General features: G+C 51.8%; 19 protein-coding genes, 4 tRNA genes and 3 pseudogenes. 7 read left to right on the top strand and 19 right to left on the bottom strand.

Annotated elements, in window-relative coordinates; translation table 11 throughout:
- Positions 1-337 precede the first annotated feature (337 nt).
- The 5 genes from hemC (at position 338) to aslA (ending at position 6,754) form a co-directional block, all read left to right on the top strand.
- Positions 338-1,279: a hydroxymethylbilane synthase gene (gene hemC, locus CRI63_RS17800; RefSeq protein ID WP_130237980.1), complete on the top strand. Its 942-nt coding sequence runs from the start codon at positions 338-340 to the stop codon at positions 1,277-1,279.
- Entirely contained in the window at positions 1,276-2,016 is a 741-nt protein-coding gene (gene hemD, locus CRI63_RS17795; protein ID WP_135403521.1) for a uroporphyrinogen-III synthase, read from the top strand. Before hemC ends, hemD begins: the two co-directional genes overlap by 4 nt.
- 21 nt (positions 2,017-2,037) lie before the next feature.
- On the top strand, positions 2,038-3,219 hold the full coding sequence (gene hemX / locus CRI63_RS17790; RefSeq protein WP_135520262.1) for a uroporphyrinogen-III C-methyltransferase: 1,182 nt from the start codon (positions 2,038-2,040) through the stop codon (positions 3,217-3,219).
- A 2-nt stretch (positions 3,220-3,221) separates the two neighbouring features.
- Positions 3,222-4,418: a protoheme IX biogenesis protein HemY gene (gene hemY / locus CRI63_RS17785; RefSeq protein ID WP_130223391.1), complete on the top strand. Its 1,197-nt coding sequence runs from the start codon at positions 3,222-3,224 to the stop codon at positions 4,416-4,418.
- Between the two features lie 680 nt (positions 4,419-5,098).
- Positions 5,099-6,754, top strand: a complete 1,656-nt coding sequence (aslA, locus tag CRI63_RS17780) for an arylsulfatase AslA (protein WP_135520260.1) — start codon at positions 5,099-5,101, stop codon at positions 6,752-6,754.
- Between the two features lie 166 nt (positions 6,755-6,920).
- On the opposite strand, the gene CRI63_RS17775 is transcribed toward aslA, so the two are convergent.
- From CRI63_RS17775 to trxA, 19 genes and pseudogenes are all read right to left on the bottom strand, one after another.
- On the bottom strand, positions 6,921-8,156 hold the full coding sequence (locus CRI63_RS17775) for an anaerobic sulfatase maturase (protein ID WP_135520258.1): 1,236 nt from the start codon (positions 8,154-8,156) through the stop codon (positions 6,921-6,923).
- Between the two features lie 146 nt (positions 8,157-8,302).
- Positions 8,303-8,379: transfer RNA gene (locus CRI63_RS17770), tRNA-Pro, on the bottom strand.
- 42 nt (positions 8,380-8,421) lie between these two features.
- Positions 8,422-8,508, bottom strand: a tRNA-Leu gene (locus CRI63_RS17765).
- A 20-nt stretch (positions 8,509-8,528) separates the two neighbouring features.
- Positions 8,529-8,604 (bottom strand) — tRNA-His (locus CRI63_RS17760).
- 58 nt (positions 8,605-8,662) lie between these two features.
- A tRNA-Arg gene (locus CRI63_RS17755) sits at positions 8,663-8,739 on the bottom strand.
- A gap of 102 nt (positions 8,740-8,841) precedes the next feature.
- The gene (locus tag CRI63_RS17750) at positions 8,842-10,227 is read right to left on the bottom strand and encodes an amino acid permease (RefSeq protein ID WP_135520256.1); all 1,386 of its coding nucleotides are present in this window, start codon (positions 10,225-10,227) and stop codon (positions 8,842-8,844) included.
- 191 nt (positions 10,228-10,418) lie between these two features.
- Positions 10,419-11,159, bottom strand: a complete 741-nt coding sequence (wecG, locus tag CRI63_RS17740) for a lipopolysaccharide N-acetylmannosaminouronosyltransferase (RefSeq protein ID WP_130223397.1) — start codon at positions 11,157-11,159, stop codon at positions 10,419-10,421.
- Positions 11,160-11,161: 2 nt separating this feature from the next.
- Positions 11,162-12,514, bottom strand: coding sequence for an ECA oligosaccharide polymerase (wzyE, locus tag CRI63_RS17735; RefSeq protein ID WP_135520254.1), 1,353 nt, complete (start codon positions 12,512-12,514; stop codon positions 11,162-11,164).
- Positions 12,511-13,590: a TDP-N-acetylfucosamine:lipid II N-acetylfucosaminyltransferase gene (gene rffT, locus CRI63_RS17730; RefSeq protein WP_135520252.1), complete on the bottom strand. Its 1,080-nt coding sequence runs from the start codon at positions 13,588-13,590 to the stop codon at positions 12,511-12,513. The genes wzyE and rffT overlap by 4 nt, the downstream gene beginning before the upstream one ends.
- Complete coding sequence (gene wzxE, locus CRI63_RS17725) at positions 13,587-14,837, bottom strand: lipid III flippase WzxE (protein WP_130209400.1); 1,251 nt, start codon at positions 14,835-14,837, stop codon at positions 13,587-13,589. Before wzxE ends, rffT begins: the two co-directional genes overlap by 4 nt.
- A 1-nt stretch (position 14,838) precedes the next feature.
- Positions 14,839-15,969 carry a dTDP-4-amino-4,6-dideoxygalactose transaminase gene (gene rffA / locus CRI63_RS17720; protein WP_135520250.1) on the bottom strand — a complete coding sequence of 377 codons (1,131 nt, stop codon included), beginning with the start codon at positions 15,967-15,969 and terminating at the stop codon, positions 14,839-14,841.
- 4 nt (positions 15,970-15,973) lie between these two features.
- A complete protein-coding gene (gene rffC, locus CRI63_RS17715) occupies positions 15,974-16,648 on the bottom strand; it encodes a dTDP-4-amino-4,6-dideoxy-D-galactose acyltransferase (protein ID WP_135520248.1) in 675 nt (224 codons plus the stop codon).
- Between the two features lie 39 nt (positions 16,649-16,687).
- Positions 16,688-17,950 carry a UDP-N-acetyl-D-mannosamine dehydrogenase gene (gene wecC, locus CRI63_RS17710; RefSeq protein ID WP_135520246.1) on the bottom strand — a complete coding sequence of 421 codons (1,263 nt, stop codon included), beginning with the start codon at positions 17,948-17,950 and terminating at the stop codon, positions 16,688-16,690.
- Entirely contained in the window at positions 17,947-19,077 is a 1,131-nt protein-coding gene (gene wecB / locus CRI63_RS17705; protein WP_064530529.1) for a UDP-N-acetylglucosamine 2-epimerase (non-hydrolyzing), read from the bottom strand. Before wecB ends, wecC begins: the two co-directional genes overlap by 4 nt.
- A 55-nt stretch (positions 19,078-19,132) precedes the next feature.
- Positions 19,133-20,178: pseudogene (gene wzzE / locus CRI63_RS17700) on the bottom strand (ECA polysaccharide chain length modulation protein).
- Between the two features lie 12 nt (positions 20,179-20,190).
- Positions 20,191-21,295 (bottom strand): annotated as a pseudogene (wecA, locus tag CRI63_RS17695) (UDP-N-acetylglucosamine--undecaprenyl-phosphate N-acetylglucosaminephosphotransferase).
- A 238-nt stretch (positions 21,296-21,533) separates the two neighbouring features.
- Entirely contained in the window at positions 21,534-22,793 is a 1,260-nt protein-coding gene (gene rho, locus CRI63_RS17685) for a transcription termination factor Rho (protein ID WP_001054527.1), read from the bottom strand.
- 87 nt (positions 22,794-22,880) lie between these two features.
- Positions 22,881-22,979, bottom strand: a complete 99-nt coding sequence (gene rhoL / locus CRI63_RS17680) for a rho operon leader peptide RhoL (protein ID WP_032145636.1) — start codon at positions 22,977-22,979, stop codon at positions 22,881-22,883.
- Positions 22,980-23,118: 139 nt separating this feature from the next.
- Positions 23,119-23,448 carry a thioredoxin TrxA gene (gene trxA, locus CRI63_RS17675; protein ID WP_064530526.1) on the bottom strand — a complete coding sequence of 110 codons (330 nt, stop codon included), beginning with the start codon at positions 23,446-23,448 and terminating at the stop codon, positions 23,119-23,121.
- 130 nt (positions 23,449-23,578) lie between these two features.
- Here trxA and rhlB point away from each other — a divergent pair.
- A pseudogene (gene rhlB / locus CRI63_RS17670) lies at positions 23,579-24,846 on the top strand (ATP-dependent RNA helicase RhlB).
- Positions 24,847-24,981: 135 nt separating this feature from the next.
- Complete coding sequence (gppA, locus tag CRI63_RS17665; protein WP_130223411.1) at positions 24,982-26,466, top strand: guanosine-5'-triphosphate,3'-diphosphate diphosphatase; 1,485 nt, start codon at positions 24,982-24,984, stop codon at positions 26,464-26,466.
- Positions 26,467-26,488: the final 22 nt, after the last annotated feature.

Below are 26,488 nucleotides of genomic sequence, written 5' to 3'. Positions count from 1 at the left end.
ATTCCGGCAACATCAACGGAAACACGCGGCATTCGGGATATTTCGTATGTCAAAGGTAACTGTTACCACTTTCCGCGCCTGGTTTTTTTAGTTTCACGACGAAAAAATGGTCTAAAACGTGATCAATTTAACACCTTGCTGATTGACCGTAAAGAAAGATGCGCTACATACAAGTGTAGCACCGTTTATTCTCTGTAAATTCCTTATTACGACGGCTTGAAACGCCTGTCAGGATTCCATTTACGTTTTGCATTAACGTCAACGTTTCACCACAACACTGACATCGCTCCAGCAAGGATGTTAGGATGGACCACGGATGATAATGACGGTAACAAGCATGTTAGACAATGTTTTAAGAATTGCCACACGCCAAAGCCCACTTGCACTCTGGCAGGCACACTATGTCAAAGACAAGTTGATGGCGAGCCATCCGGGATTAGTCGTTGAACTAGTACCGATGGTGACGCGCGGCGATGTAATTCTTGATACGCCGCTGGCGAAAGTAGGCGGAAAAGGCTTATTTGTTAAAGAGCTGGAAGTCGCGCTCCTGGAAAACCGCGCCGATATCGCCGTACATTCGATGAAAGATGTGCCGGTTGAATTCCCGCAAGGTCTGGGGCTGGTCACCATTTGCGAACGCGAGGATCCGCGTGATGCCTTTGTGTCCAATAATTATGACAGTCTGGATGCATTACCGGCTGGCAGTATCGTCGGGACTTCCAGCTTACGTCGCCAGTGCCAACTGGCGGAACGCCGCCCGGACCTGATTATCCGCTCTCTGCGTGGGAACGTTGGAACACGCCTTAGCAAGCTGGATAACGGCGAATACGATGCCATTATTCTTGCCGTGGCTGGATTAAAACGTTTAGGGCTGGAGTCCCGCATTCGCGCTGCGCTGCCCCCTGAAATTTCTCTTCCGGCAGTCGGACAAGGTGCCGTAGGTATTGAATGCCGCCTTGATGATACGCGTACCCGCGAGCTTCTTGCCGCGCTTAATCACCATGAAACCGCGCTACGCGTCACCGCTGAACGTGCGATGAATACCCGTCTGGAAGGGGGTTGTCAGGTGCCGATTGGCAGCTATGCCGAACTTGTCGACGGCAAAATCTGGTTGCGTGCGCTGGTCGGTGCGCCGGACGGTTCGCAGATTATTCGTGGTGAACGCCGCGGTGCGCCGCAGGATGCCGAGCAAATGGGGATTTCACTGGCGGAAGAGCTACTGAATAACGGCGCACGGGAGATTCTCGCTGAAGTCTATAACGGAGACGCGCCAGCATGAGTATCCTGGTCACCCGCCCATCTCCAGCTGGAGAAGAGTTAGTGAGCCGTCTGCGCACACTGGGGCAGGTGGCCTGGCATTTTCCGCTGATAGAGTTTTCCCCGGGTCGGCAATTGCCACAACTTGCCGACCAGCTATCAGCACTTGGTGAAGGCGATCTATTGTTTGCCCTTTCGCAACACGCCGTTGCTTTTGCCCAATCACAACTGCATCAGCAAGCCCTTAAATGGCCATCACTTGCTGGTTATTTCGCCATCGGCCGCACCACTGCGCTGGCGCTGCATACCGTGAGCGGACACCAGGTTCGTTATCCGCAGGATCGGGAAATCAGTGAAGTCTTGCTACAATTACCGGAATTACAAAGTATTGCGGGCAAACGTGCGCTGATATTACGTGGCAACGGCGGTCGTGAGCTGATTGGAGAAACTCTGACGGCACGCGGTGCTGAAGTCACTTTTTGTGAATGTTATCAAAGGTGCGCCATTCATTATGACGGTGCAGAAGAGGCGATGCGTTGGCAATCCCGCGAGGTGACGACCGTCGTTGTTACCAGCGGTGAAATGTTGCATCAACTCTGGTCATTGATCCCACAATGGTATCGTGAGCACTGGTTACTACGCTGTCGGCTTTTGGTCGTCAGTGAGCGTTTGGCGAAACTCGCCCGGGAACTGGGCTGGAATGACATTAAGGTCGCCGATAACGCTGACAACGATGCGCTATTACGGGCATTACAATAACTCTCATAACAGGAAGCCATAATGACGGAACAAGAAAAAACCTCCGCCGTGGTTGAAGATACCAGGGAGGCCGTGGACACCACGCCACAACCTGTCGTTGCAGAAAAGAAGAGTAAGAACAGTACCGCTCTGATTCTCAGTGCGGTGGCTATCGCCATTGCTCTGGCAGCAGGCGTCGGTTTGTATGGCTGGGGTAAACAACAGGCCGTCAGTCAGACTGCCACCAGCGATGCCCTGGCGAGCCAACTCACAGCACTGCAAAAAGCCCAGGAAAGCCAAAAAGCGGAGCTGGAAGGCATTATTAAGCAACAGGCTGTACAGTTAGAGCAGGCGAATCGACAGCAAGAAACGCTGGCCAAAAAGCTGGATGAAGTTCAACAAAAGGTCGCCACTATTTCAGGTAGTGACGCCAAAACCTGGCTTCTGGCACAGGCGGACTTTCTGGTAAAACTTGCCGGACGTAAACTCTGGAGCGATCAGGACGTCACCACCGCAGCAGCGTTACTGAAAAGCGCTGATGCCAGCCTGGCAGATATGAATGACCCCAGCCTGATTGCTGTTCGTCGGGCAATTACCGATGATATCGCCAGCCTTTCTGCGGTATCACAGGTGGATTATGACGGTATTATCCTCAAGTTGAATCAGCTCTCTAATCAAGTGGATAACCTGCGTCTGGCCGACAATGATAGCGACGGTTCGCCAATGGATTCCGATGGTGAAGAGCTTTCCAGCTCCATCAGCGAATGGCGCATCAATCTGCAAAAAAGCTGGCAGAATTTTATGGACAACTTCATTACGATTCGCCGTCGTGATGATACTGCCGTACCGCTGTTAGCGCCGAATCAGGATATCTATCTGCGCGAAAATATTCGTTCCCGTCTGCTGGTCGCCGCACAAGCTGTGCCGCGTCATCAGGAAGAGACGTACCGCCAGGCGCTGGAGAACGTCTCCACCTGGGTTCGTGCTTATTACGATACTGAAGATGCCACCACCAAAGCGTTTCTCGACGAGGTGGACCAGTTAAGCCAGCAAAATATCTCGATGGATCTCCCGGAAACCCTGCAAAGCCAGGCGATGCTGGAAAAACTGATGCAGACTCGCGTGCGTAACCTACTGGCACAACCGGCAGCAGGGGCAACGGAAGCTAAACCTGCACCTGCACCGCAAGCTGATGCCCCGGCAGCCGCGCCGCAAGGAGAATAACCATGCTAAAAGTGTTATTGCTCTTTGTGTTGCTGATTGCGGGGATCGTGGTCGGCCCGATGATTGCCGGTCATCAGGGTTACGTACTGATCCAGACCGACAACTACAATATCGAAACCAGCGTGACTGGCCTGGCGATCATTTTGATTCTGGCGATGGTCGTGCTGTTTGCCATTGAGTGGCTACTGCGGCGGATCTTCCGCACCGGCGCGCACACCCGGGGTTGGTTTATCGGACGTAAGCGTCGCCGCGCACGTAAGCAGACAGAACAAGCGCTGCTAAAACTGGCGGAAGGCGATTATCAGCAAGTTGAAAAGCTGATGTCAAAAAATGCCGATCACGCTGAACAGCCGGTGGTGAACTACCTGCTGGCTGCCGAAGCCGCACAGCAACGAGGGGATGAAGCGCGCGCCAATCAGCATCTGGAACGCGCAGCGGAACTGGCGGGTAACGACACCATTCCGGTGGAAATCGCCCGCGTTCGCCTGCAACTGGCGCGTAATGAAAACCATGCTGCACGCCACGGCGTGGATAAGTTACTCGAAGTCACACCACGCCATCCGGAAGTGCTGCGTCTGGCGGAACAAGCGTATATCCGTACCGGCGCGTGGAGTTCACTGCTGGACATCATCCCGTCAATGGCGAAAGCCCACGTTGGTGATGAAGAACATCGCGCAATGCTCGAACAACAGGCATGGATTGGCCTGATGAATCAGGCGCGGGCCGATGACGGCAGCGAAGGTTTACGTAACTGGTGGAAAAACCAAAGCCGGAAAACGCGTCATCAGGTGGCTTTGCAGGTGGCAATGGCGGAACATCTTATTGAGTGTGACGATCATGATACTGCCCAGCAAATTATCATCGACGGCCTGAAACGCCAGTATGATGATCGCCTACTGCTGCCGATCCCACGACTGAAAACCAACAATCCGGAACAGCTTGAAAAAGTGCTACGCCAGCAAATCAAAAACGTCGGCGATCGCCCGCTGTTGTGGAGCACGCTGGGTCAGTCACTGATGAAGCACGGCGAATGGCAGGAAGCATCCCTCGCCTTCCGCGCGGCACTGAAACAACGCCCGGACGCCTACGATTACGCATGGCTTGCCGACGCGCTGGACAGACTGCACAAACCGGAAGAAGCCGCATCGATGCGCCGCGACGGCTTGATGTTGACGTTGCAGAACAATCCACCGCAATAGTTCTTTCTAACCCGGAGGCAAGCACCTCCGGGGCCTTTCTGATACATAAAAAAACGCCTGCTCTTATTACGGAGCAGGCGTTAAAACAGGTCTGTATGACAACAAGTGGGTGCTTCACTCAACGTTGTGTCCATGGTGTCTGATGAGGCATAAGCGACATCTGTCAGTGGACGATAAGCACCGTAAACGGCTCTGCGTCATTCCTAAGTTTATGAGGCACTAAGGCGAACATAAGAGATGGAATGAGCATCTACCCAATTATTATGCCACACAGGCCCGGGAAATAACATCCTTTAATACTTGTTATGAGACAATTCTGCAATCCAGGTTTCTTTCGTTCGCAATAATTACCTGAGAAAATATCATCCAGAACCTTACTCTCTTTAATTATAAATACTGTGAATTGTTAAAAATATTCAATAACCAATATATATTAATTACACTTCTAATCAAAAACAGCATCAATAATCAACACCATACAATAAACCTGCCTTACATATGCCCCGCACCAAGGGTAGGATTGAAAACGCTCTCCTGATCTTTCGATTCATCCTCATGGCAAATAAATAATATATTTTCATCATAATTATTTATAACCCCATTTTATCAGGGAGAGGGACCTCAATTATCAATGCTTAATTATGTCATCCATTTAATGACATGAAACCGGAGCGTTTTGCATGGAAATTTCGTTTTCACCCAAACTACTGGTGGTCGCAGTCGCCACCGCTATTCCTTTGCTGGCCAGTGCTGCAGATACCCCGTCAACCGCTACCGCGCGCGAAGGCTATGCCGGGTATGATCACCCTAACCAGTACCTGGTTAAACCTGCAACCACCATTGCCGATAATATGATGCCTGTGATGCAGCATCCGGCACAGGATAAAGAAACTCAGCAGAAGCTGGCGGAATTAGAGAAAAAGAGCGGTAAGAAACCGAATGTGGTTGTTTTCTTACTGGATGACGTGGGCTGGATGGATATCGGCTTTAATGGCGGTGGCGTAGCGGTAGGAAACCCAACGCCAGATATTGACGCCGTTGCCAGCCAGGGGCTGATTTTAACCTCTGCGTATTCTCAACCGAGTTCTTCCCCTACCCGCGCCACCATTCTCACCGGGCAATACTCCATCCACCACGGCATTCTAATGCCGCCGATGTACGGGCAACCAGGCGGGCTGCAAGGGTTAACCACCCTGCCGCAATTGCTGCACGACCAAGGTTACGTCACCCAGGCTATCGGGAAATGGCACATGGGGGAAAACAAAGAGTCGCAGCCGCAGAACGTCGGCTTTGATGATTTCCGTGGCTTCAACTCAGTGTCCGATATGTATACCGAATGGCGCGATGTTCACGTCAACCCGGAAGTCTCCCTGAGTCCGGACCGTTCTGAATACATCAAGCAATTACCATTTAGCAAAGATGATGTTCATGCTGTACGCGGCGGAGAACAGGAGGCCATTGCTGACATTACGCCGAAATATATGGAAGATCTGGATCAGCGCTGGATGGAATATGGCGTTAAGTTCCTCGACAAGATGGCGAAGAGCGATAAGCCTTTCTTCTTATATTACGGTACGCGCGGCTGCCACTTCGATAACTACCCGAACGCCAAATATGCGGGAAGTTCTCCGGCACGCACCTCGTATGGTGATTGCATGGTAGAGATGAACGATGTATTCGCTAATCTGTATAAAGCACTGGAGAAAAACGGTCAGCTGGATAATACGCTTATTGTCTTCACCTCCGATAACGGTCCGGAAGCCGAAGTGCCTCCGCACGGCCGCACACCGTTCCGTGGTGCGAAAGGATCTACCTGGGAAGGCGGCGTTCGCGTTCCGACTTTCGTGTACTGGAAAGGCATGATCCAACCGCGTAAATCTGACGGTATTGTTGATCTGGCAGATCTCTTCCCAACAGCACTGGATCTGGCGGGGCATCCTGGGGCGAAAGTGGCGAATTTAGTGCCGAAAACCACCTTTATCGATGGTGTAGACCAGACATCTTTCTTCCTGGGAACAAACGGCCAGTCTAACCGTAAGGCCGAGCACTACTTCCTCAACGGCAAACTCTCTGCTGTACGTATGGATGAGTTCAAATACCATGTGCTGATTCAGCAGCCATACGCTTATACCCAGAGCGGGTATCAGGGTGGGTTCACCGGCACAGTAATGCAAACGGCCGGATCGTCGGTGTTTAACCTCTACACCGATCCACAGGAAAGCGACTCTATCGGCGTGCGCCATATTCCGATGGGTGTACCGCTACAGACCGAAATGCACGCGTATATGGAGATCCTGAAGAAATATCCTCCACGCGCGCAGATTAAATCTGATTAAGCCGGCGATATCGCTACATCGGGCCACACAGACCTTGCCGGATGCGGCGTGAACGCCTTATCCGGCCTACAAGCCTTGCAAATTCAATAAATTGTAACGTTCTGTAGGCCGGATAAGATGCGGTCAGCATCGCATCCGGCAATCAACCGCAGGCGGCCGCCGATTTCTACTTATTCACCACCAGCAAATGTGCCTGCATAATGTCGCTGGCCGGGCGACCGTGCGCCAGCAAATCAGCCATTGCTTTAAGATATGGCGGTAGATGGCGGAAATAACGCTGATATCCGGCACACAAATAATTCAGCCCCGGCTTGCCGCTGGCATCGAGCATAAAGCGGTGTTTCGGGCAGCCTCCCCAGCACGCTTTTAACACGTTACAACTGCGACACTGCGTCGGTAACTGCTTAAATTTATCTTCACCAAACACCTGCTGTTGCGGGGAATCGATCATTTCTGCAATTGTTTGCTGAAGCATATTCCCCAGCCGATATTGCGGATAAACATAGTGATCGCAGGCGTAAACGTCGCCGTTGTGCTCAACAATCACCGAGCGCCCACAGGTTGGCTGATGATGGCAAACCGCACCCGGCGCACCGACAAAATTGGCAAACGCCCATTCGATATTCATCACGAAAATCTTGCCGACGTCGCGTTTGATCCAGTGGTCGAATATCGCCACCAGAAACTCACCAAACTCATCGGGGCGCACCGACCATTCCGTCAGTTCGCCCTGAATATCGCCGGGAGCATATAGTTTCAGTCCATCGCGGGTAGCTATTTCATCAGCCAGACGCTCCACTACCGGAATAAACTGGATGAACTCCACGCCCGCATCACGCAGAAAATCATAGACCTGCAAAGGTTGTAACGCGCTGGTGCGGTTAACGCAGACCAGCACGTTATAGTCGACATGATGCTTTTGCAGCAGCGTCAGGACACGCATCACCAGCTTATGCGTGGGTCTGCCGCTTTTGGTCACGCGATATTGATTGTGGATCTCAGCCGGACCATCCAGCGACAGGCCAACAAGGAAATGATGCTCTGCGAGAAACGCGCACCATTCATCATCCAGCAGCACGCCGTTGGTCTGGAAGCTGTTACTGACCTGCCTTCCCGCACCATATTTTGCCTGCAGCGCCACGGCACGGCGGTAAAACTCCAGCCCCAACAGCGTTGGCTCACCGCCCTGCCAGGTAAAAGCGACTTCGTTTTGCGGTTCGCTGGCGGCAATATAGTGACGGATATACGCTTCCAGCGTGTCATCGTCCATATGCGTGACTGGCTTTTCGCGATAAAGGGATTGTTTTTCGAGATAAAAACAGTAGTCACAGTTCAGATTACAATCGGAACCGCTCGGTTTCGCCATCACGTGAAACGCACGCGTTGGAACCTGTTGCAGCATGGTCGCTCCTTGCCTGAAGTCATCCTTCAATACGTTAAGGGCGAAATCATACCGTGGGGCAATGAGTTACCACGGGCGTTTATTGCGAAGGGAGAGTGACGAAATGCACAGAAAACAAAAAACCCCGCCGAAGCGGGGTTCAAAATTGGTCGGCGAGAGAGGATTCGAACCTCCGACCCACTGGTCCCAAACCAGTTGCGCTACCAAGCTGCGCTACTCGCCGAAATACTGCTTTTTGAATTTTTAGTTCAATTCTTTAAAGTCGTGGTGCGAGGGGGGGGACTTGAACCCCCACGTCCGTAAGAACACTAACACCTGAAGCTAGCGCGTCTACCAATTCCGCCACCTTCGCATTGTCACAACTTCTAATAATGGGGTGGCTAATGGGATTCGAACCCACGACAACTGGAATCACAATCCAGGGCTCTACCAACTGAGCTATAGCCACCACTACAAATCTTGTTACGCGGTATTACTACCACCGCAGCTCAAGCGCCGGGACTAAATGGCGCGCCCGACAGGATTCGAACCTGAGACCTCTGCCTCCGGAGGGCAGCGCTCTATCCAGCTGAGCTACGGGCGCTTAGCGCCGTTGCGGGGGTGGATAATACGGACTTCCCACCCCTCTGTCTAGTCCCTTTTTAAATAAAATGCGCGTTTGGTTACGGTTTGCGCGCTTTGCTGATTATTTCTCCAGTTTATGCGCTTTACCGTGGCGATTAAGGCCAAAAACTTTATAAATCGCCGTCACCGCCAGCATGAAGATGATGCCGACAAACAGCGACATACGGGTATCTTCATTAAAGTACATACCGATCAAAACGCAAATCAGGAATGCCATTGTTACGTAGTTAGCCCACGGGAACAGGATTGAGCGGAACGGATGGCTGGCAATCGCCGCTTTGTGTGCACGACGAAAACGCAGCTGGCTTATCAAAATCACAAACCACGGCACCGTGCCCGGAAGCACGCTGGCGCTGTAGACGTAGACAAATACGCGCTGTGGGTTAGGGATGATATAGTTCAGGCATGAGCCAATTAGCAGGATAGCAATAGATACCGCCACTCCTGCAACCGGCACACCGTGACGGGAAACTTTCGCCATCACCGCCGGTAACTGACGGTTTTTCGCCAGCGCGTAGAGCATACGTCCGCAACTGTACATGCCGCTGTTACAGCCAGAGAGCGCAGCCGTCAGCACCACAAAGTTGATAATGCCCGCCGCTGCGGTAATACCGATTTTGGCAAAAGTAAGTACAAACGGGCTGCCGTTGCTACCTATTTCATTCCACGGGAAGATGGTGACGATAACGAAAATCGCGCCTACGTAGAAAATCAGGATTCGCCACAGCACCTTGCCTACGGCACTGCGCAGCGTCACCTGCGGATTCTTCGCTTCACCAGCGGTGATGCCAATCAGCTCCACACCCTGGTAGGACGCCACCACAATACACAGAGCGGTCAGGAACCCTTTCCAGCCACCCGCAAAGAAACCGCCATGCTCTGTGAGATTGCTAAAACCAATCGACTGCCCACCATTGCCAAAGCCAAAGAAAATCACGCCCAGGCCAATGACAATCATCACGATAATCGTGGTGACTTTGATCATCGCGAACCAGAACTCGATTTCACCGTACAACCGCACCGCTGCCAGATTCGCCAGTGCCACCAGCGCCACCGCGATCAATGCGGGTATCCACTGCGCCATCTCCGGGAACCAGAACTGGACATAAACGCCAATGGCGGTGATTTCTGAGATCCCCACAGCCATCCACATAAACCAGTAAGACCAGGCAGTGAGATAGCCAAAGAACGGGCTCATGTAACGATGCGCATAAACGGCGAACGAACCGGTAACCGGTTCGAGGAACAACATTTCGCCCATTGAACGCATGATGAAAAAGACGAACAGCCCGGCGATGATATAGGCCAACAATACGGATGGCCCGGCCCATTTCAGGGTACTGGCGGCCCCCATAAACAGGCCGACGCCAATGGTGCCCCCCAGGGCGATGAGTTCGATATGTCGAGCTTCCAGCCCACGCTGTAGCTCTGGTTTGTTATCTGCCATAAATCCTCGTGTTGTGTTTGCATGCTTTCCGGTGTTACCGGTTATCGTTATGGGTACATCGAGTGTTGCGAATGTTTTCGTAATTCAGGAGAAATGGCAAATAAAGCATTAAAAAATTTGAATGCTTTGTGTAATAAAAAGACAGGCAGGCGACGAAGTGACCACTCCGTCGCTTTACAGAGAGAGGAAAATCAGAGATCGCCGGTGTAATGCCAGCGTAAATAACGCAGCAAACGAAGCTGGCGCTTAATGCGACTCGGCTGCGAAAGCAGTCTATAAAGCCACTCCAGTCCCAGCGTTTGCCAGATTTTCGGCGCGCGTTTTACGTGACCGGTGAAAACATCATAAGTCCCGCCAACGCCCATATACAGCGCATCTGGATGCACCAGGCGGCAGTCGCGCATGAAGATCTCCTGCTTTGGTGACCCCATTGCGACAGTGACGATTTGCGCACCACTGGCGTGAATACGCTCAAACAGCGCCTGACGCTGCTCAGGCTTGAAATAACCGTCCTGGCTGCCAACGATATTCACATTCCACTGGTCGCGCAGTTTAGCTTCGGTCTGCGCCAGCACATCAGGTTTACCGCCCACAAGAAATACCGGCGTCCCTTCCTTGCCAGCGCGCGCCATTACTTCTTCCCAGAGATCGGCACCGGCAACGCGGGAAACCTGTGCCTGCGGGTACTTTTTACGCACCGACCGCACAACGCTAATGCCATCGGCATATTTAAATTCGGCAGCGTTAATTAACTCCCTGACCTCGGCGTTATCTTCAATGGTCAGCATTTTTTCGGCATTAATGGCAACCAGCGTTCCCTGCTTAAGCTGCCCGTCAGCGAACAGATAATCGAGGGCATGCTGCATATCACGCCAACCGATCAACTGTAAGCCACGCAGCGTATAGGTCGGTGCCGTGGTGTTGTTATTCATTGTTATCCTTCAACCTGCGTCCGGAGCGATGATTTTATTCGTTTATGAACGAGTCCGGCGCTATCAAAAAGCCAGTACAGCAGTTTTGCAATCATCAGGCTTGCGCCGAAGACCACGATAAAAAAGACGACACGCGAGACAAACGAATCCAACCCTTCGCGCGCCAGCACGATCATATTGAAGATCGCCCCGAAGCAGAAACTGTGGAGAATCGCAGCCTTATAGCGATTAGTTTCGCGGTTGCCCAGCTCATACAACCAGTCGAACCACTTGATGATCAGACCAACCACAATCGCCCCAAGCGGGATGAACAACGCACCGCCCATAACAACCAGTGAGCCTATAAGCGTAGGCGAGATCGCCAGTCCGGAGTGGTTATTCAGCACTTCCCAGGTAAAGTAGTTGGCGGAGTTCAGCACCATACTCGGACGCCCCGGCCACAGCCAGGAAGGGATAAAGACATAGAAATCGCGGACAATTGGAGCCAGGCCCTGGAAGTCAATGTTGTCGTAGTTCTGCAACAGCAGCGCCAGATTCTCCCACGGCGAGAAGGTGTCGCGGGTGAGATAGAGAAACGTATAGAACGCCTCATCGCCGCTGACGCTCATTCCATAGCGTTTTAGCGCCAGCCAGAACATGCCAACAATCCCCAGCACGCCCGCCGCCGCCAGCATCCACAACGAAATCCAGCCGCGAATAATGCCGATAAACAGGAAGATAGCGAACGCGATAATGATATTGGCGCGAGTGCCGCCGACAATCATGTAAGTCAGCAAACCAAAGGCGACCGTGCTGACGAGGAAAAACAGCCACGCTTTACTGTCCTGGCGCAGAAAGTAGACCACTAACATTGCCGGGATGAAAAAGTAAAAGAAACGCTTTAACGCCACGCCAGAGACTTCGCTGGAGAAGATCTGGCTGTAGGAGTTAAGCCGGAACAGCAAAAAACCGTTATGCATGAAAAAGATGCCAACGCTCACCAGCGCGATACCCATCAGAATCACCCACGTGAGATTGGTTTCCACGCGGTTCATGGTAAACACAGGACGGCGCGGTGCATCAGCAACGCGTTTGCGTAAGCGTGTTTTGTAAGTGACGTAGTAAACTGCGTAAAATCCCCCCGCAGAAAGTAACGCCTGCAACAAGATCTCTGGCGGCGCAACACCAACATCAAAGCGAAACACCAGCAAGCTGGTCAGCGGGAAGCCGAAGAAAAAGGTCAGCAAAAACAGCAATGAAAAGAAGACATTGAAGTTAAAGCGCACGCGGCGAAACTCAAACCATGTCAGCGTGGCGATAAACAGCGTGCAGAGCAGCCAGACAACAAACAGGCCGCTGAATTGCAGCAGGCTCATGCGACCTCCCCGGAGGCAATAGCCAACGCCCGCTGCCAGCCTTGCAGATAGTTCGGGCTAAAGAAGGCAATGGTGTTTTTATCCACCGACGTCAGCTGGCGCTGCGCTTCACGCACAATATCTTCGTTGAGATCGTCAGTGGTAAACAGCACCGGCAAATGCTGTTCTGTCATATCCTGCCAGAACGGATTTTCCCGGTTAAGCACACAAGGAATGCCCGCCTGAATCAGTAAGCACAGCGTACCAATGCCCTGCTGGCGGGCAAAAATAAAGTAGCCGAGATCGCACTGGCGAAGTAGCGCCAGATAGGTGTCAAATTCCAGTTTTTCGCTCAGAACTTGCAGATTTTCTTCGCTGAATAACTCGAGCCCCGCCTGACGAACTTCGTCGATATACGCTTCGTTATTAGGCGGATAGCCCATCGGTACAACCACTTTTACCGTATCACCAAACTGCTGATGAACAGCGCGCAAGGCGGCGATATGCTCATTGCTGCGATCGCCGGAGTTCCCTACCAAAATGGTCATTTTCCCTTCACGTTGCCGATCGTTCGCCATTGTATTGAGAGAAGGGTCCATCCGGGTTGGGAAGTAAATCAGTTCGCCCCGCACCTTTGGATGCGTTTTGGCAAAAAAGCTCAAGTCTCCCCGAGTGGCAAACACACAGCCCACTCGCTTTTGTGCCAGTCGGCGCAGAGGATAAAAGAGTTTATATTTCAATCCACTGGAAACTTCATAGAGATCTGCCCCCCAGATATGCCAGTAAAACTGGCTGGGCTTGATTCCGCCACTAAGCAGCGCCAGCCACAGCTTGGGATTGAACTGGCCGTGGAAGAAAAACCGTTGCTGGCGGTTAGCTTTCGCTTTAGCGATAACGGCTTCTGCCAGTGATTTTTTCCCAGGGAAAAATTGCACAGAAAGCGCCGGACAACTATCACTTAAGCCGTCGTCCTTGCCAGCAACCATAAACTCGCGCGCGTGCTCGCTCGTCGCGGCCAGCGCGTCATTGAAAAACCGCAGAACGGTTTGGTTATGGTGAGGGATATCCGATCCCAGTACGTGAATCAGTACAGTCATGCCCGCCTACGCCAGAGTAAAAACACGCCACAACAAAGAGAGAAATAGACGATATAGGTTGCCATGTAGGCCTGCGCCGCGCCCAGGGCGCCATGCACGGGGATCAACCAGTGGGCAAATACCATCAATAAAGTGAACTGGCTGACTTCCGCCAGAATATAAAAACGCAGCGACGCTTTGGCGATCACTAAATAACCAAAGACATAAGCGCCCACTTTCAACACATCGCCGACCAACTGCCAGGCAAAGAGATCCCGCATGGCGGTAAATTTATTCGACAACAGTAACCAGATGGCAAAATCACGCAGTAGCCAGACGGTGAAACTCGCTGCCGCCACGGCCGGTAAAACAAATTTCAGCGACTTCACCACTTCCCGGGTGATATCGCGCTTTTCCGTTAGCCGCGACAACGTGGGCAGTAAATACACGCTAAAGGAAGCAGTAATAAATTGCAGGTAGGCATCGGAAATACTGCTCACCCCTTGCCAGATCCCCACGTCATCCCAGCTATACTGCGCCGCCAACAGTTTACGCATCATGATGTACGCAACGGGCAAGGTCACCGACGTAATCAACGCCATGAGTGTAAATTTGCTCAACTGCCCTGCCAGACCGTTATCCCAGCTGGGTTTTAGATAGCTTAACGGGATAGCGCCACGCTTAATTAACATGACGGCGGCAGGCATTACCACCAGCGCGGGAATCAACGCCAGACCAAGCAACGCGCCTTCATAACCGCCAAAACGGTAACTGACATAATAAGCGATAACGCCAATCAGGCTGCCGACAATCAGCGATAACGCATTACCCGCGGCATCGCGAAAGCCTTTCATCAACGCCAGCAACAGGTTGCCCCAGGCGATCCCCATTTGCACTAGCGCCACTAAACGCACCAGCCCTTGATAGTCGTTATTACCAAATAATCCCTGGCTGATTGGCGCAGCTGCCAGCACAAAGACCAGCGCCATCAGCGTGGAGAAGCCAAGCACCATCGCAGATGAAGTGCCGACCACACGGCGCAGCTGCTGCGGATTATCGTGGTACTGGGCAACGTATTTGGTTACGCCATTAAAGATGCCCGCCCCGGCAAGCACACCGAGCACGGTTATCAACTGGCGGAAATTTGCCGCCAACCCTAGTCCTGCAGGACCAAATGACACCGCCAGTAATTTACCAACCAGTAACCCAGCGCCAATCTTGACCAGTGTACTGGCCGCCGTCCACAAGGACGCTTTTGCCAGCGACATATCAGGAGAAGTAGTTCAACAAGGTCGCAATTACCGTGCGCTGATTGACGGACGACAGGTTGTAGAACAGCGGCAGGCGCAGCAGGCGCTCGCTCTCTTTGGTGGTGTAGCGATCTTCACCGTGAAACTCACCAAAGCGTTCACCCGCAGGGCTTGCATGCAGCGGAATGTAATGGAACACCGCCATGATTTCCGCTTCCTTCAGGAAGCTAATCAACGCGCTCCGGTCATCAATATCCCGCAGCTTGATGTAGAACATATGCGCGTTCTGCACGCAGTCATCCGGAATCGACGGCAGCTCGATACGCCCGGCTTCCGCCAGAGGTGCTAACGCATCGAAGTAGTTTTGCCACAGCGCCAGACGTTGCTGGTTGATGCGTTCGGCTGCTTCCAGTTGCGCCCACAGATACGCAGCTTGCAGATCGGACATCAAATAGCTGGAGCCGATATCGCGCCAGGTATATTTATCAACCTGACCACGGAAGAACTGGCTGCGGTTAGTCCCTTTTTCGCGAATGATCTCGGCACGTTCAATCAACGCTTTATCGTTAATCAGCGTCGCCCCGCCTTCACCACCCGCCGTGTAATTTTTGGTTTCATGGAAGCTAAAGCAGCCAATATGGCCAATGGTTCCCAGCGCACGCCCTTTGTAAGTGGACATCACGCCCTGAGCGGCATCTTCCACCACAAACAGGTTATGCTTTTTCGCCAACGCCATAATGGTGTCCATTTCACAGGCCACGCCCGCGTAATGGACCGGAACGATAACGCGTGTTTTGTCGGTGATCGCCGCTTCAATCAGCGTCTCGTCGATGTTCATGGTGTCCGGGCGAACATCAACAAAAACGATTGTTGCTCCACGTAGCACAAAGGCATTGGCGGTGGAGACAAAGGTGTAGCTCGGCATGATCACTTCATCGCCAGGCTGGATATCGAGCAGCAGCGCCGCCATCTCCAGCGAAGCGGTGCAGGACGGCGTCAGTAACACTTTGGCGCTGCCAAAACGTTGCTCCAGCCACTGCTGGCAGCGACGGGTAAAACCGCCATCACCACACAGTTTGCCGCTACCCATTGCCGACTGCATATAGTCGAGTTCGGTTCCCACCACCGGCGGTGCGTTAAATGGAATCATGTGATCACCTGTATAACCAGTACGCGGTGCTTTCTACATTCGCACCACTTTGTATGTATCGTTTAAGCGCGGCGGTGTTGCCCATCTGGGTCGCCACCCGCAATGTTGTTTTACCGCGAGCATACGCCCAGTTTAGCGCTGCTTGCATCAGGTGTGCACCTGCTCCGCGTCCTGCCAGTAAACCAATGCGCGCGTCAGTGGAATTCAACTCTCGCAGAGAAACATAGCCGCGAATCTCGCCGGAAGCCGCGCGTAAAACCAGGCATTGATGATCAAAGGTGCCGCGCACGGCATTTTCAATCCACTGCGCATAAAAGCGACCGCTGGCGTCAGGCGCATACCACGGCGCACGAAAACGGCTTTGCGCGAATGCTTCACGGGCTAACTGGCGTAGTACTGGAATATCTGATTCTTGAGCCACTTCCGCATGGCTTTCACTGACGTTGATCACGGGAAGAGCCAAATCCACTTCCCCTTCTACCAGTGAGAATCCCAGCTGTTGCAGAGCATCCAGTTCATCGGTATTGGATGCGGCAATTTTGGCCTGCACCCGTGACCACGGCGCCAAAACGTCTGGTGTCAGGAGCGGTGCATCAGGACTAATGCGCACGATGGCGCTGTTAACGCCAAAGAAGGCGTTTTCCCAGGTTAGTGATTCAATACTGGCGTGGACGGGCATTCTAATCTCCCTCAACACAGTCTTTTACTGTAATCAGTATCAGCGCCAGACTCCTTTGGTATCCACCACATACTGCTGCTGAACATCATCGCCGCTAATGGCTTTAAACTGGCTGTGATCTACCAGCATCACCAGCACATCTGCCATCGCCAGCGCCTCGTCAAGCTGCGCCAGCATGCAAAGCCCAGTCAGTTTTTTCGGCAACTGGTGAATGTTAGGCTCAACAACCAGCGTTTCGCCGCTGTGCCACTGGGCGATCAGTTCAGCGATTTCCATCGCCGGGCTTTCGCGCAGATCATCAATATTCGGTTTAAACGCCAGACCAAAGCAGGCAATTTTCAGTTCACCGGCGCGTTTATCAGTGGCAGCCAGACAATCAGCGACCGCCGCTTTCACCTGATCGATAACCCAGAAAGGCTTGTGATCGTTCACTTCGCGCGCGGTACGGATAAGCTGCGCCTGCTGCGGGTTCTGTGCCACGATAAACCACGGATCAACAGCGATACAGTGACCGCCCACGCCCGGACCAGGCTGGAGAATATTGACTCGTGGATGGCGATTCGCCAGACGAATCAGTTCCCAGACGTTAATTCCTTGCTCGGCACAAATCAGCGACAATTCGTTAGCAAAAGCAATATTCACGTCGCGAAAGCTGTTTTCTGTGAGCTTACACATTTCCGCCGTCCGCGAGTTAGTGACGACACACTCACCTTCGAGGAAAATTTTGTACAGTTCGCTGGCGCGCGCCGAGCAAACTGGCGTCATGCCGCCAATGACGCGATCGTTTTTAATCAGCTCGACCATCACCTGGCCCGGCAACACGCGTTCCGGGCAATAAGCAATATTGACGTCCGCCTGCTCGCCCACCTGCTGCGGGAAAGTCAGGTCCGGACGCATCTCTGCTAACCATTCTGCCATCTTCTCGGTTGAGCCCACTGGCGAGGTGGATTCAAGGATCACCAACGCACCTTTTTTCAGCACCGGCGCAATGGAGCGGGCAGCCGATTCGACGTAGGCCATATCCGGCTCATGATCGCCTTTAAATGGCGTTGGGACAGCAATCAGCCAGGCATCAGCCTCAACCGGCGTCGTGCTCGCTCGTAAAAAACCACCTTCTACGGCCGTTTTTACCACGCTCGCCAAATCAGGTTCGACGATATGGATTTCGCCACGATTGATGGTATCAACCGCTTGTTGGTTGATATCGACACCAATAACCTGTTTTTGCCGAGAGGCAAACGCAGCCGCCGTTGGCAGCCCGATATAACCTAGTCCGATAACAGAAATGGTCGCAAAACTCATAGTGATATCCGATTATTTTTTAACGCTTCCAAAATGCGAGAGCATGCCTGACCATCACCATACGGGTTATGGGCGCGGCTCATAGTTTGATATTCATCTTCGTCTTCTAAAAGACGCGTCACTTCCTCGACGATCCGTTGCTTATCCGTCCCCACCAGACGTACCGTACCTGCGGTCACCGCTTCTGGGCGTTCGGTGGTATCGCGCATCACCAGCACCGGTTTACCCAGAGAAGGTGCTTCTTCCTGAATGCCGCCAGAGTCAGTCAAAATCAACCAGGCGTGGTTCATCAACCAGACAAACGGTAAATACTCCTGGGGATCAATCAAAATGACATTTTTCACATGCCCCAGAATGCGATTGACCGGCTCTCTGACATTCGGGTTAAGGTGTACCGGATAAACAATCTGGATGTCCTGATGAGTGGTAGCGATTTCAGCCAGCGCATGGCAGATTTCTTCAAAACCACGACCAAAGCTCTCACGCCTGTGACCGGTCACCAGAATCATCTTTTTATCGGGGTCGATAAACGGGTAATTTGCCGCCAGTTCTGAACGCAGCGTATCGCTGCTCATTACCTGGTCGCGCACCCACAGCAGCGCATCAATTACTGTATTACCGGTAATAAATATTCGGCTGTCAGCGACGTTTTCACGCAGCAAATTTTGCCGGGAAGTTTCAGTTGGTGAGAAATGGTACATCGCCAGATGCCCGGTCAATGTACGGTTAGCCTCTTCCGGCCACGGCGAATAGAGATCGCCCGTGCGCAGTCCGGCCTCAACGTGACCAACAGGAATTCGCTGATAAAACGCTGCCAAGCTGGTTGCCAGTGTGGTGGTAGTATCACCGTGAACCAGCACAACGTCTGGTTTGAACTCGGCAAGAATAGGTTTTAGTCCTTCCAGAATCCGACAGGTTATCTCTGTCAGGCCCTGTCCTGGCTGCATTATGTTGAGATCGTAGTCAGGTACAATGGAAAAGAGTTTCAGCACCTGATCGAGCATCTCCCGATGCTGCGCAGTGACGCAAACTTTAGCCTCAAAAAAAGGATCTTTTGCCAACGCATGCACCAACGGCGCCATCTTGATGGCTTCCGGGCGCGTACCAAATACAGTCAGTACTTTCACATCGATTCTCTTCGAATAAGCGGCGAGCGCCTTTGCGCTCACCACAGCTGTGTTGCTATTTCGAGCAACGGCGGGTTAATGCGACACCAGCCCCGATCAGCCCCCCGACAATGCCCCACATAATCATCAGGAAGGCACGACGTGGGCTATCGCGTTTTACCGGTTCTTCCGGTGTACGCAAATAGCGATAGGTCTGAAAACGCGGATCCAGGGTTGGACCAACATTAAGGGTGTTTAACATGGCCCGATTCTGATCATAGTCGAGATCAAAGGCTGGGCCGACAGCCTGTAAATTTTCGAGTCGCGCCTGGAGCATCGGGCGCCCCAACAGGAACATTTCTGAATCAGGTAATTCCTCGGCTGGCACGTCTGTCGCACTGCGAGAAATATTGTGTTGCTCGGCGATTTTAAGTGCCTGTTCAATACTGTTCATCCGGCGGTCGTAGATGGACTTAGCCACTTCTTCCTGACGCTTCACCTGAGCTTTCATCTGAATAGTGCGCGCCGCCCATGCGCCTTTCAGCTCATCATTCAGATGGCTGGCTGCACGCTGGCTGGCAAAAGCAACATATTGACGAAGCAGGTTATTAGCATCGGGGGCAGTTTCGGCAACCAGCTTAACGCTGTCATTGACCGCACGGGCGAAATCACCAGGAATAAACAGGATGTTGTTGATCATTTCATCCAGCAGAGCCGCATCGGCTTTACTGTTACCGACCATCCGCTGTTTGTAATAGTCAGTCTGCAACCAGAAATCGCGGCGGGTATCCCACGATGCCAGTTGCATAACAAACTCTTTATAGGCTTCATCCATAACCGATGGTTGGTCGGCAGGGGCCATATTTGAACGAACATCCAGGTTACGCAAAAATTGCTGCTGCGAGTAGTACCCGCCCAGCATATTCACGGTTGGACGATCGGTAATCGCCGTCGCACTCCACTCCTGACGCGCAAAAAAGTATACGCCAACGCGATTAAGGCAAACACCAGCCCCATGCCAATAATCCACAGCTTCCCAGCCCACAAGGTACGAAACAACCCACGAATATCCAGTTCATTTTCAGCGTCTTCGGCTGGTTTCCCAGGCATTGGTTGCGTCATTACATCCTCATTTTATTTGGTTAAATTAGGGCTGCCATCACGGTTTCTGCGCAGTCGACGTTTCACGCGTTTGATGAAGCGAGCAACCTTCCAGGCACGCTTAATGCAATAGCCATAGAGGAAGAATGCTAGCAAAAAGAGCACCAGCATGACCCATTCCGGGACAAAATGAGAATATTCTGCCAGTACGCCAATAGAAGCGAGTAGCGCTGCAGCAAGGGTAATCAACACAAACGCCTGACGAGAAGTAAATCCAGCGCGCATGATCAAATGATGAATGTGCTGTCGGTCAGGTGAGAATGGACTCATGCCTTTACGCAAACGACGATACATAATCGCCACCATGTCCATCAGCGGGATAGCAATGATCCATAAGGCGGTAACCGGGCTGATTGGATGTGTGGCTCCCTGGGTAGTTTCCAACAGGATCCAGATAACAGTAAAACCAATCAGCGTACTACCGGCATCGCCCATAAAGACTTTGTAGCGACGCCCCAGAATACCAAGGTTTAGCATGATATAAGGCAGGATGGCGGCGATCATGGCAAAGCACCAGATAGCGAGGCTGGTTTGCCCGTCGAACCACAAAATCATACCGATTGCCGCAAACGAGACACAGGATAACCCGCCCAGCAAGCCATCAATACCATCGACCATGTTGAAGGCATTAATCGCCGCCCAGACAGCAAACAGCGTCAGAAAGTAACCAAACGGTCCGAGCACCATCTCCCAGGAGCCAAAGATATAACCCAAACTACTGAGATAAAGTTTGCCGAACACCATCATAACAATGCCAACAGCTGCCTGTATGGTGGCACGGATTTTTACGCTGATATCAAAACGATCATCCAGCGCGCCAATGAACACAAGCACACCGGCACAAACGAGATAGAGAGCTGCATGCGGAATATAGTAATCGACGATTCCGAACGTGAAGCAAATCCCTGCGTAAACCGAAATACCCCCAACGAGCGGTATCAATCCCTGGTGACGTTTGCGGAAGTTAGGTTTATCCACTAAACCGACTTTTTTTGCCACCTTGCGGGCAAAAAACAGAAAACAGTGTCGTGAATAAAAAAATACTGATGAGATCAGTACTCACTGTCAGTAAATTCACAATGCATGCTCTCAGAGAAAATTATTAGCTGAAGTATACCCACGAAGACCTTTATTCAGAAGGGAAACTACTTTCTGAATCTCTCAGAAGCGAGCAAAAATCAACCAATTGATATGTAAATCGCATAAAACACCCGCAAAAACCAGGAATTTTCACACCATCACAGGTATACCGCTAAGATTACAGATATAAAAGCAAAACGCCACGTAAACACGTGGCGTTTTGCTGTAACACTAACTTATGAGCGTTTCATCATCTCGAAGAAATCATCATTGGTCTTGGTCATCGCAAGCTTATTAATGAGGAATTCCATTGCGTCGATTTCGCCCATCGGGTGAATGATTTTGCGCAGGATCCACATTTTCTGCAGCTCTTCCTGAGTGGTAAGCAACTCTTCTTTACGAGTACCAGAACGGTTGTAGTCGATTGCCGGGAAGACGCGTTTTTCAGCGATTTTACGAGAAAGGTGCAGTTCCATGTTACCTGTACCTTTAAACTCTTCGTAGATAACTTCGTCCATTTTGGAGCCGGTATCGATTAGCGCCGTTGCAATGATGGTCAGGCTACCGCCCTCTTCCACATTACGTGCTGCACCGAAGAAGCGTTTCGGACGATGCAGGGCGTTGGCGTCCACACCACCGGTCAACACTTTACCGGAAGCCGGTACGACGGTGTTGTAGGCACGAGCCAGACGAGTGATGGAGTCGAGCAGAATAATAACGTCTTTCTTATGCTCAACCAGGCGTTTTGCCTTCTCGATCACCATTTCCGCAACCTGAACGTGGCGAGATGCTGGTTCGTCGAAGGTAGAAGCCACAACTTCACCTTTAACCAGACGCTGCATCTCGGTCACTTCTTCCGGGCGTTCGTCAATCAGCAGAACCATCAGTACGCAGTCTGGATGGTTGTAAGCGATGCTCTGAGCAATGTTCTGCAGCAGCATGGTTTTACCCGCTTTTGGCGGTGCCACAATCAGACCACGTTGCCCACGACCGATAGGCGATGCCAGATCCAGTACGCGTGCGGTTAAATCTTCGGTAGAACCGTTACCACGTTCCATACGCAGACGAGAGTTTGCGTGCAGCGGCGTTAAGTTCTCAAAGAGGATTTTGTTACGGGCGTTTTCTGGTTTGTCGAAGTTAACTTCGTTAACCTTCAGCAGCGCAAAATAGCGTTCACCTTCTTTCGGCGGGCGAATCTTACCAGAGATGGTATCACCAGTGCGGAGGTTGAAACGGCGGATTTGGCTAGGAGAAACGTAGATGTCATCAGGGCCGGCGAGGTAGGAGCTGTCTGCGGAACGGAGGAAACCAAATCCATCCTGCAATATCTCCAGTACGCCATCACCAAAGATATCTTCGCCACTCTTTGCGTGCTGCTTCAGGATGGCAAAAATAATGTCCTGCTTACGCATACGAGCCAGGTTTTCCAGCCCCATATTTTCGCCGAGAGTGATCAGCTCAGAAACCGGCGTATTCTTTAATTCGGTAAGATTCATAGTGGTGTGAGTTCTTAAACTTGGGGTAAATCTCGAACTTAATGTTGTGAATGGTATGGCAGGATCATCCATGCCTGTTTACGGTCATCAACTCATGTCTTTTCGCTGTCTGGTCACAGGAGAGTACGCAGAACTGAAACGACAAGACGGATTGAGTGACGAGCCAGAAATCTGTTCACTTCGCATTTAAGAAAAACAGGAAGCGTTGGATATTACAAGATTCAAACTTAATAAGGTATGTTTAATACGAAGTCAACATTAAGTTAGCATGACTCACGCCGGGCGTCCAGTTTTTAGCGACGGGGCACCCGAACATGAAATTCCCTTACGCCAGGTTAGCGTCGAGGAACTCTTTCAACTGACCTTTAGACAGTGCGCCCACTTTGGTTGCGGCCAATTCGCCGTTTTTGAACAGCAGCAGAGTCGGGATACCACGGATGCCATATTTCGGCGCAGTGCCGGGGTTTTGATCGATGTTCAGTTTTGCAACAGTCAGTTTGCCCTGATATTCGTCAGCGATTTCATCCAGAATCGGGGCGATCATTTTGCACGGACCGCACCACTCTGCCCAGAAATCAACGAGGATCGCCCCGTCCGCTTTGAGTACATCCGTGTCAAAACTGTCGTCAGTCAGGTGAATAATTTTATCGCTCATATATAACTCCACAGGAATAAGCCTGGCGTGTTGGTTTCGTTGTTGGTGTAACATTAACCAACTAAAGGTTGACTTTATTTCACCGGATACGCTTTCGTAAAGCAATAGTAAGCTGATATTCTACCACACTATGAGCAAAACACATTTAACAGAACAGAAGTTTTCCGACTTCGCCCTGCATCCGAAAGTTGTAGAAGCCCTTGAAAAAAAAGGGTTTCATAACTGTACGCCCATTCAGGCACTGGCCCTTCCGCTAACGCTGGTGGGTCGTGACGTAGCCGGGCAGGCGCAAACCGGTACCGGAAAAACGATGGCGTTTCTTACGTCAACGTTTCATTATCTTCTCTCTCATCCCGCGATTGCCGATCGCAAGGTGAATCAACCGCGTGCCTTAATTATGGCACCGACGCGTGAACTTGCCGTGCAGATCCACGCCGATGCGGAACCACTGGCGCAAGCTACTGGCCTGAAATTGGGTCTGGCTTACGGTGGCGACGGCTACGACAAACAGCTGAAAGTGCTGGAAAGCGGCGTTGACATTTTGATTGGCACCACGGGTCGTTTGATCGACTACGCCAAACAGAACCACATCAACCTCGGCGCCATTCAGGTAGTGGTGCTGGACGAAGCCGATCGCATGTACGATCTGGGCTTTATTAAAGATATCCGCTGGCTGTTCCGCCGTATGCCGCCTGCAAACCAGCGCCTCAACATGCTGTTCTCCGCCACGCTTTCGTACCGGGTACGTGAACTGGCGTTCGAGCAGATGAACAATGCCGAATATATTGAAGTGGAACCGGAACAGAAAACGGGCCACCGCATTAAAGAAGAACTTTTCTACCCTTCTAACGAAGAAAAGATGCGTTTATTGCAAACGCTGATCGAAGAAGAGTGGCCAGACAGAGCGATTATTTTCGCCAACACCAAACATCGTTGTGAAGAGATCTGGGGTCACCTTGCGGCAGATGGTCATCGTGTTGGCCTGTTAACGGGTGATGTAGCGCAGAAAAAAAACGTCTGCGTATTCTTGATGAATTTACCCGTGGTGATTTGGATATTCTGGTTGCCACCGATGTTGCCGCGCGTGGCCTGCATATCCCGGCTGTGACGCACGTCTTTAACTACGATTTACCCGATGACTGTGAAGATTACGTTCACCGTATTGGTCGTACAGGTCGCGCTGGCGCAAGTGGTCATTCCATCAGCCTGGCATGTGAAGAGTATGCATTGAATTTGCCTGCTATTGAGACCTATATTGGTCACTCAATTCCGGTAAGCAAATACAATCCGGACGCATTGATGACCGATCTGCCAAAACCGCTGCGCCTCACGCGCCCGCGTACAGGCAATGGTCCGCGTCGTACTGGCGCTCCGCGTAATCGTCGTCGTTCAGGTTAAATAAAAAATGTCATACTCAAAATCATTCAAACTGTATCAAGATGGCAAGAGAATGAATCCCGACGAGCTTACTGTAGTAAGTGATTCGGGTGAAAGAACGCAGCCAACGCAGAGACAGATTGAAGGATGAAGAGTATGGGTTCCACCTCGTCGCTTTATGCCGCTATTGATCTCGGTTCGAATAGTTTTCATATGCTGGTTGTGCGCGAGGTGGCTGGCAGTATCCAGACGCTGACGCGAATTAAACGCAAAGTGCGTCTGGCTGCTGGCCTGAACAGCGAAAATGCCCTTTCTAATGAAGCAATGGAGCGCGGCTGGCAATGCCTGCGTCTGTTTGCTGAACGTTTGCAAGATATCCCTCCCTCGCAAATTCGCGTTGTCGCCACGGCGACGTTACGTCTTGCCGTCAATGCTGGTGATTTCATCGCAAAAGCGCAGGAAATCCTTGGCTGTCCGGTACAGGTCATTAGCGGTGAAGAGGAAGCACGCCTGATTTATCAGGGCGTTGCTCACACCACTGGCGGTGCAGATCAGCGCCTGGTGGTAGATATCGGCGGCGCCAGTACTGAACTGGTAACCGGCACCGGCGCACAAACGACGTCCTTGTTCAGCCTGTCTATGGGCTGCGTTACCTGGCTTGAGCGCTATTTTGCCGATCGTAATCTGGGGCAAGAAAACTTTGTCGCAGCCGAACAAGCCGCGCGCGAAGTGCTACGTCCTGTTGCCGATGAATTGCGCTATCACGGCTGGAAGGTGTGCGTTGGTGCTTCCGGCACCGTGCAGGCTTTGCAGGAAATCATGATGGCGCAGGGTATGGATGAACGCATTACCCTGGCGAAATTGCAGCAACTGAAACAGCGCGCTATTCACTGTGGCAGGCTGGAAGAGCTGGAAATCGAAGGGCTGACGCTGGAACGCGCGTTAGTATTCCCAAGTGGTCTGGCGATCCTGATAGCCATTTTTACCGAGCTGAATATCCAGTGTATGACGCTGGCCGGCGGCGCACTGCGTGAAGGACTGGTTTACGGCATGTTACATCTGGCGGTCGAGCAGGATATTCGCAGCCGAACACTGCGTAATATTCAACGTCGCTTTATGATTGATACCGATCAAGCACAGCGTGTGGCTAAACTCGCCGCTAACTTGTTCGATCAGGTCGAAAATACCTGGCATCTTGAAGCGATTAGCCGCGATTTACTGATCAGCGCCTGTCAGCTTCATGAAATTGGCCTTAGCGTTGATTTCAAACAAGCGCCGCAACATGCCGCTTATCTGGTGCGTAACCTGGATCTTCCTGGTTTTACCCCCGCGCAGAAAAAGCTGCTGGCGACGTTATTACTCAACCAGACGAATCCGGTCGATCTCTCATCGCTGCATCAGCAAAATGCCGTACCGCCGCGCGTCGCAGAACAACTCTGTCGTTTACTGCGCCTCGCCATCATTTTTGCCAGCCGTCGTCGTGATGATTTAGTACCAGATATTAAATTACAGGCCGATCATGAGCAGTTGACCTTAACGCTGCCACAAGGTTGGCTGACCCAGCACCCGCTGGGTACAGAGGTTATCGATCAGGAAAGCCAGTGGCAGAGCTATGTCCACTGGCCGCTGGAAGTGCATTAACGTGCAAGGTGCTGGATGCGAT

Source organism: Escherichia sp. E2661, assembly GCF_004745185.1.
Taxonomy (GTDB): domain Bacteria; phylum Pseudomonadota; class Gammaproteobacteria; order Enterobacterales; family Enterobacteriaceae; genus Escherichia.
This window is presented reverse-complemented; position numbering and strand designations above follow the sequence as displayed.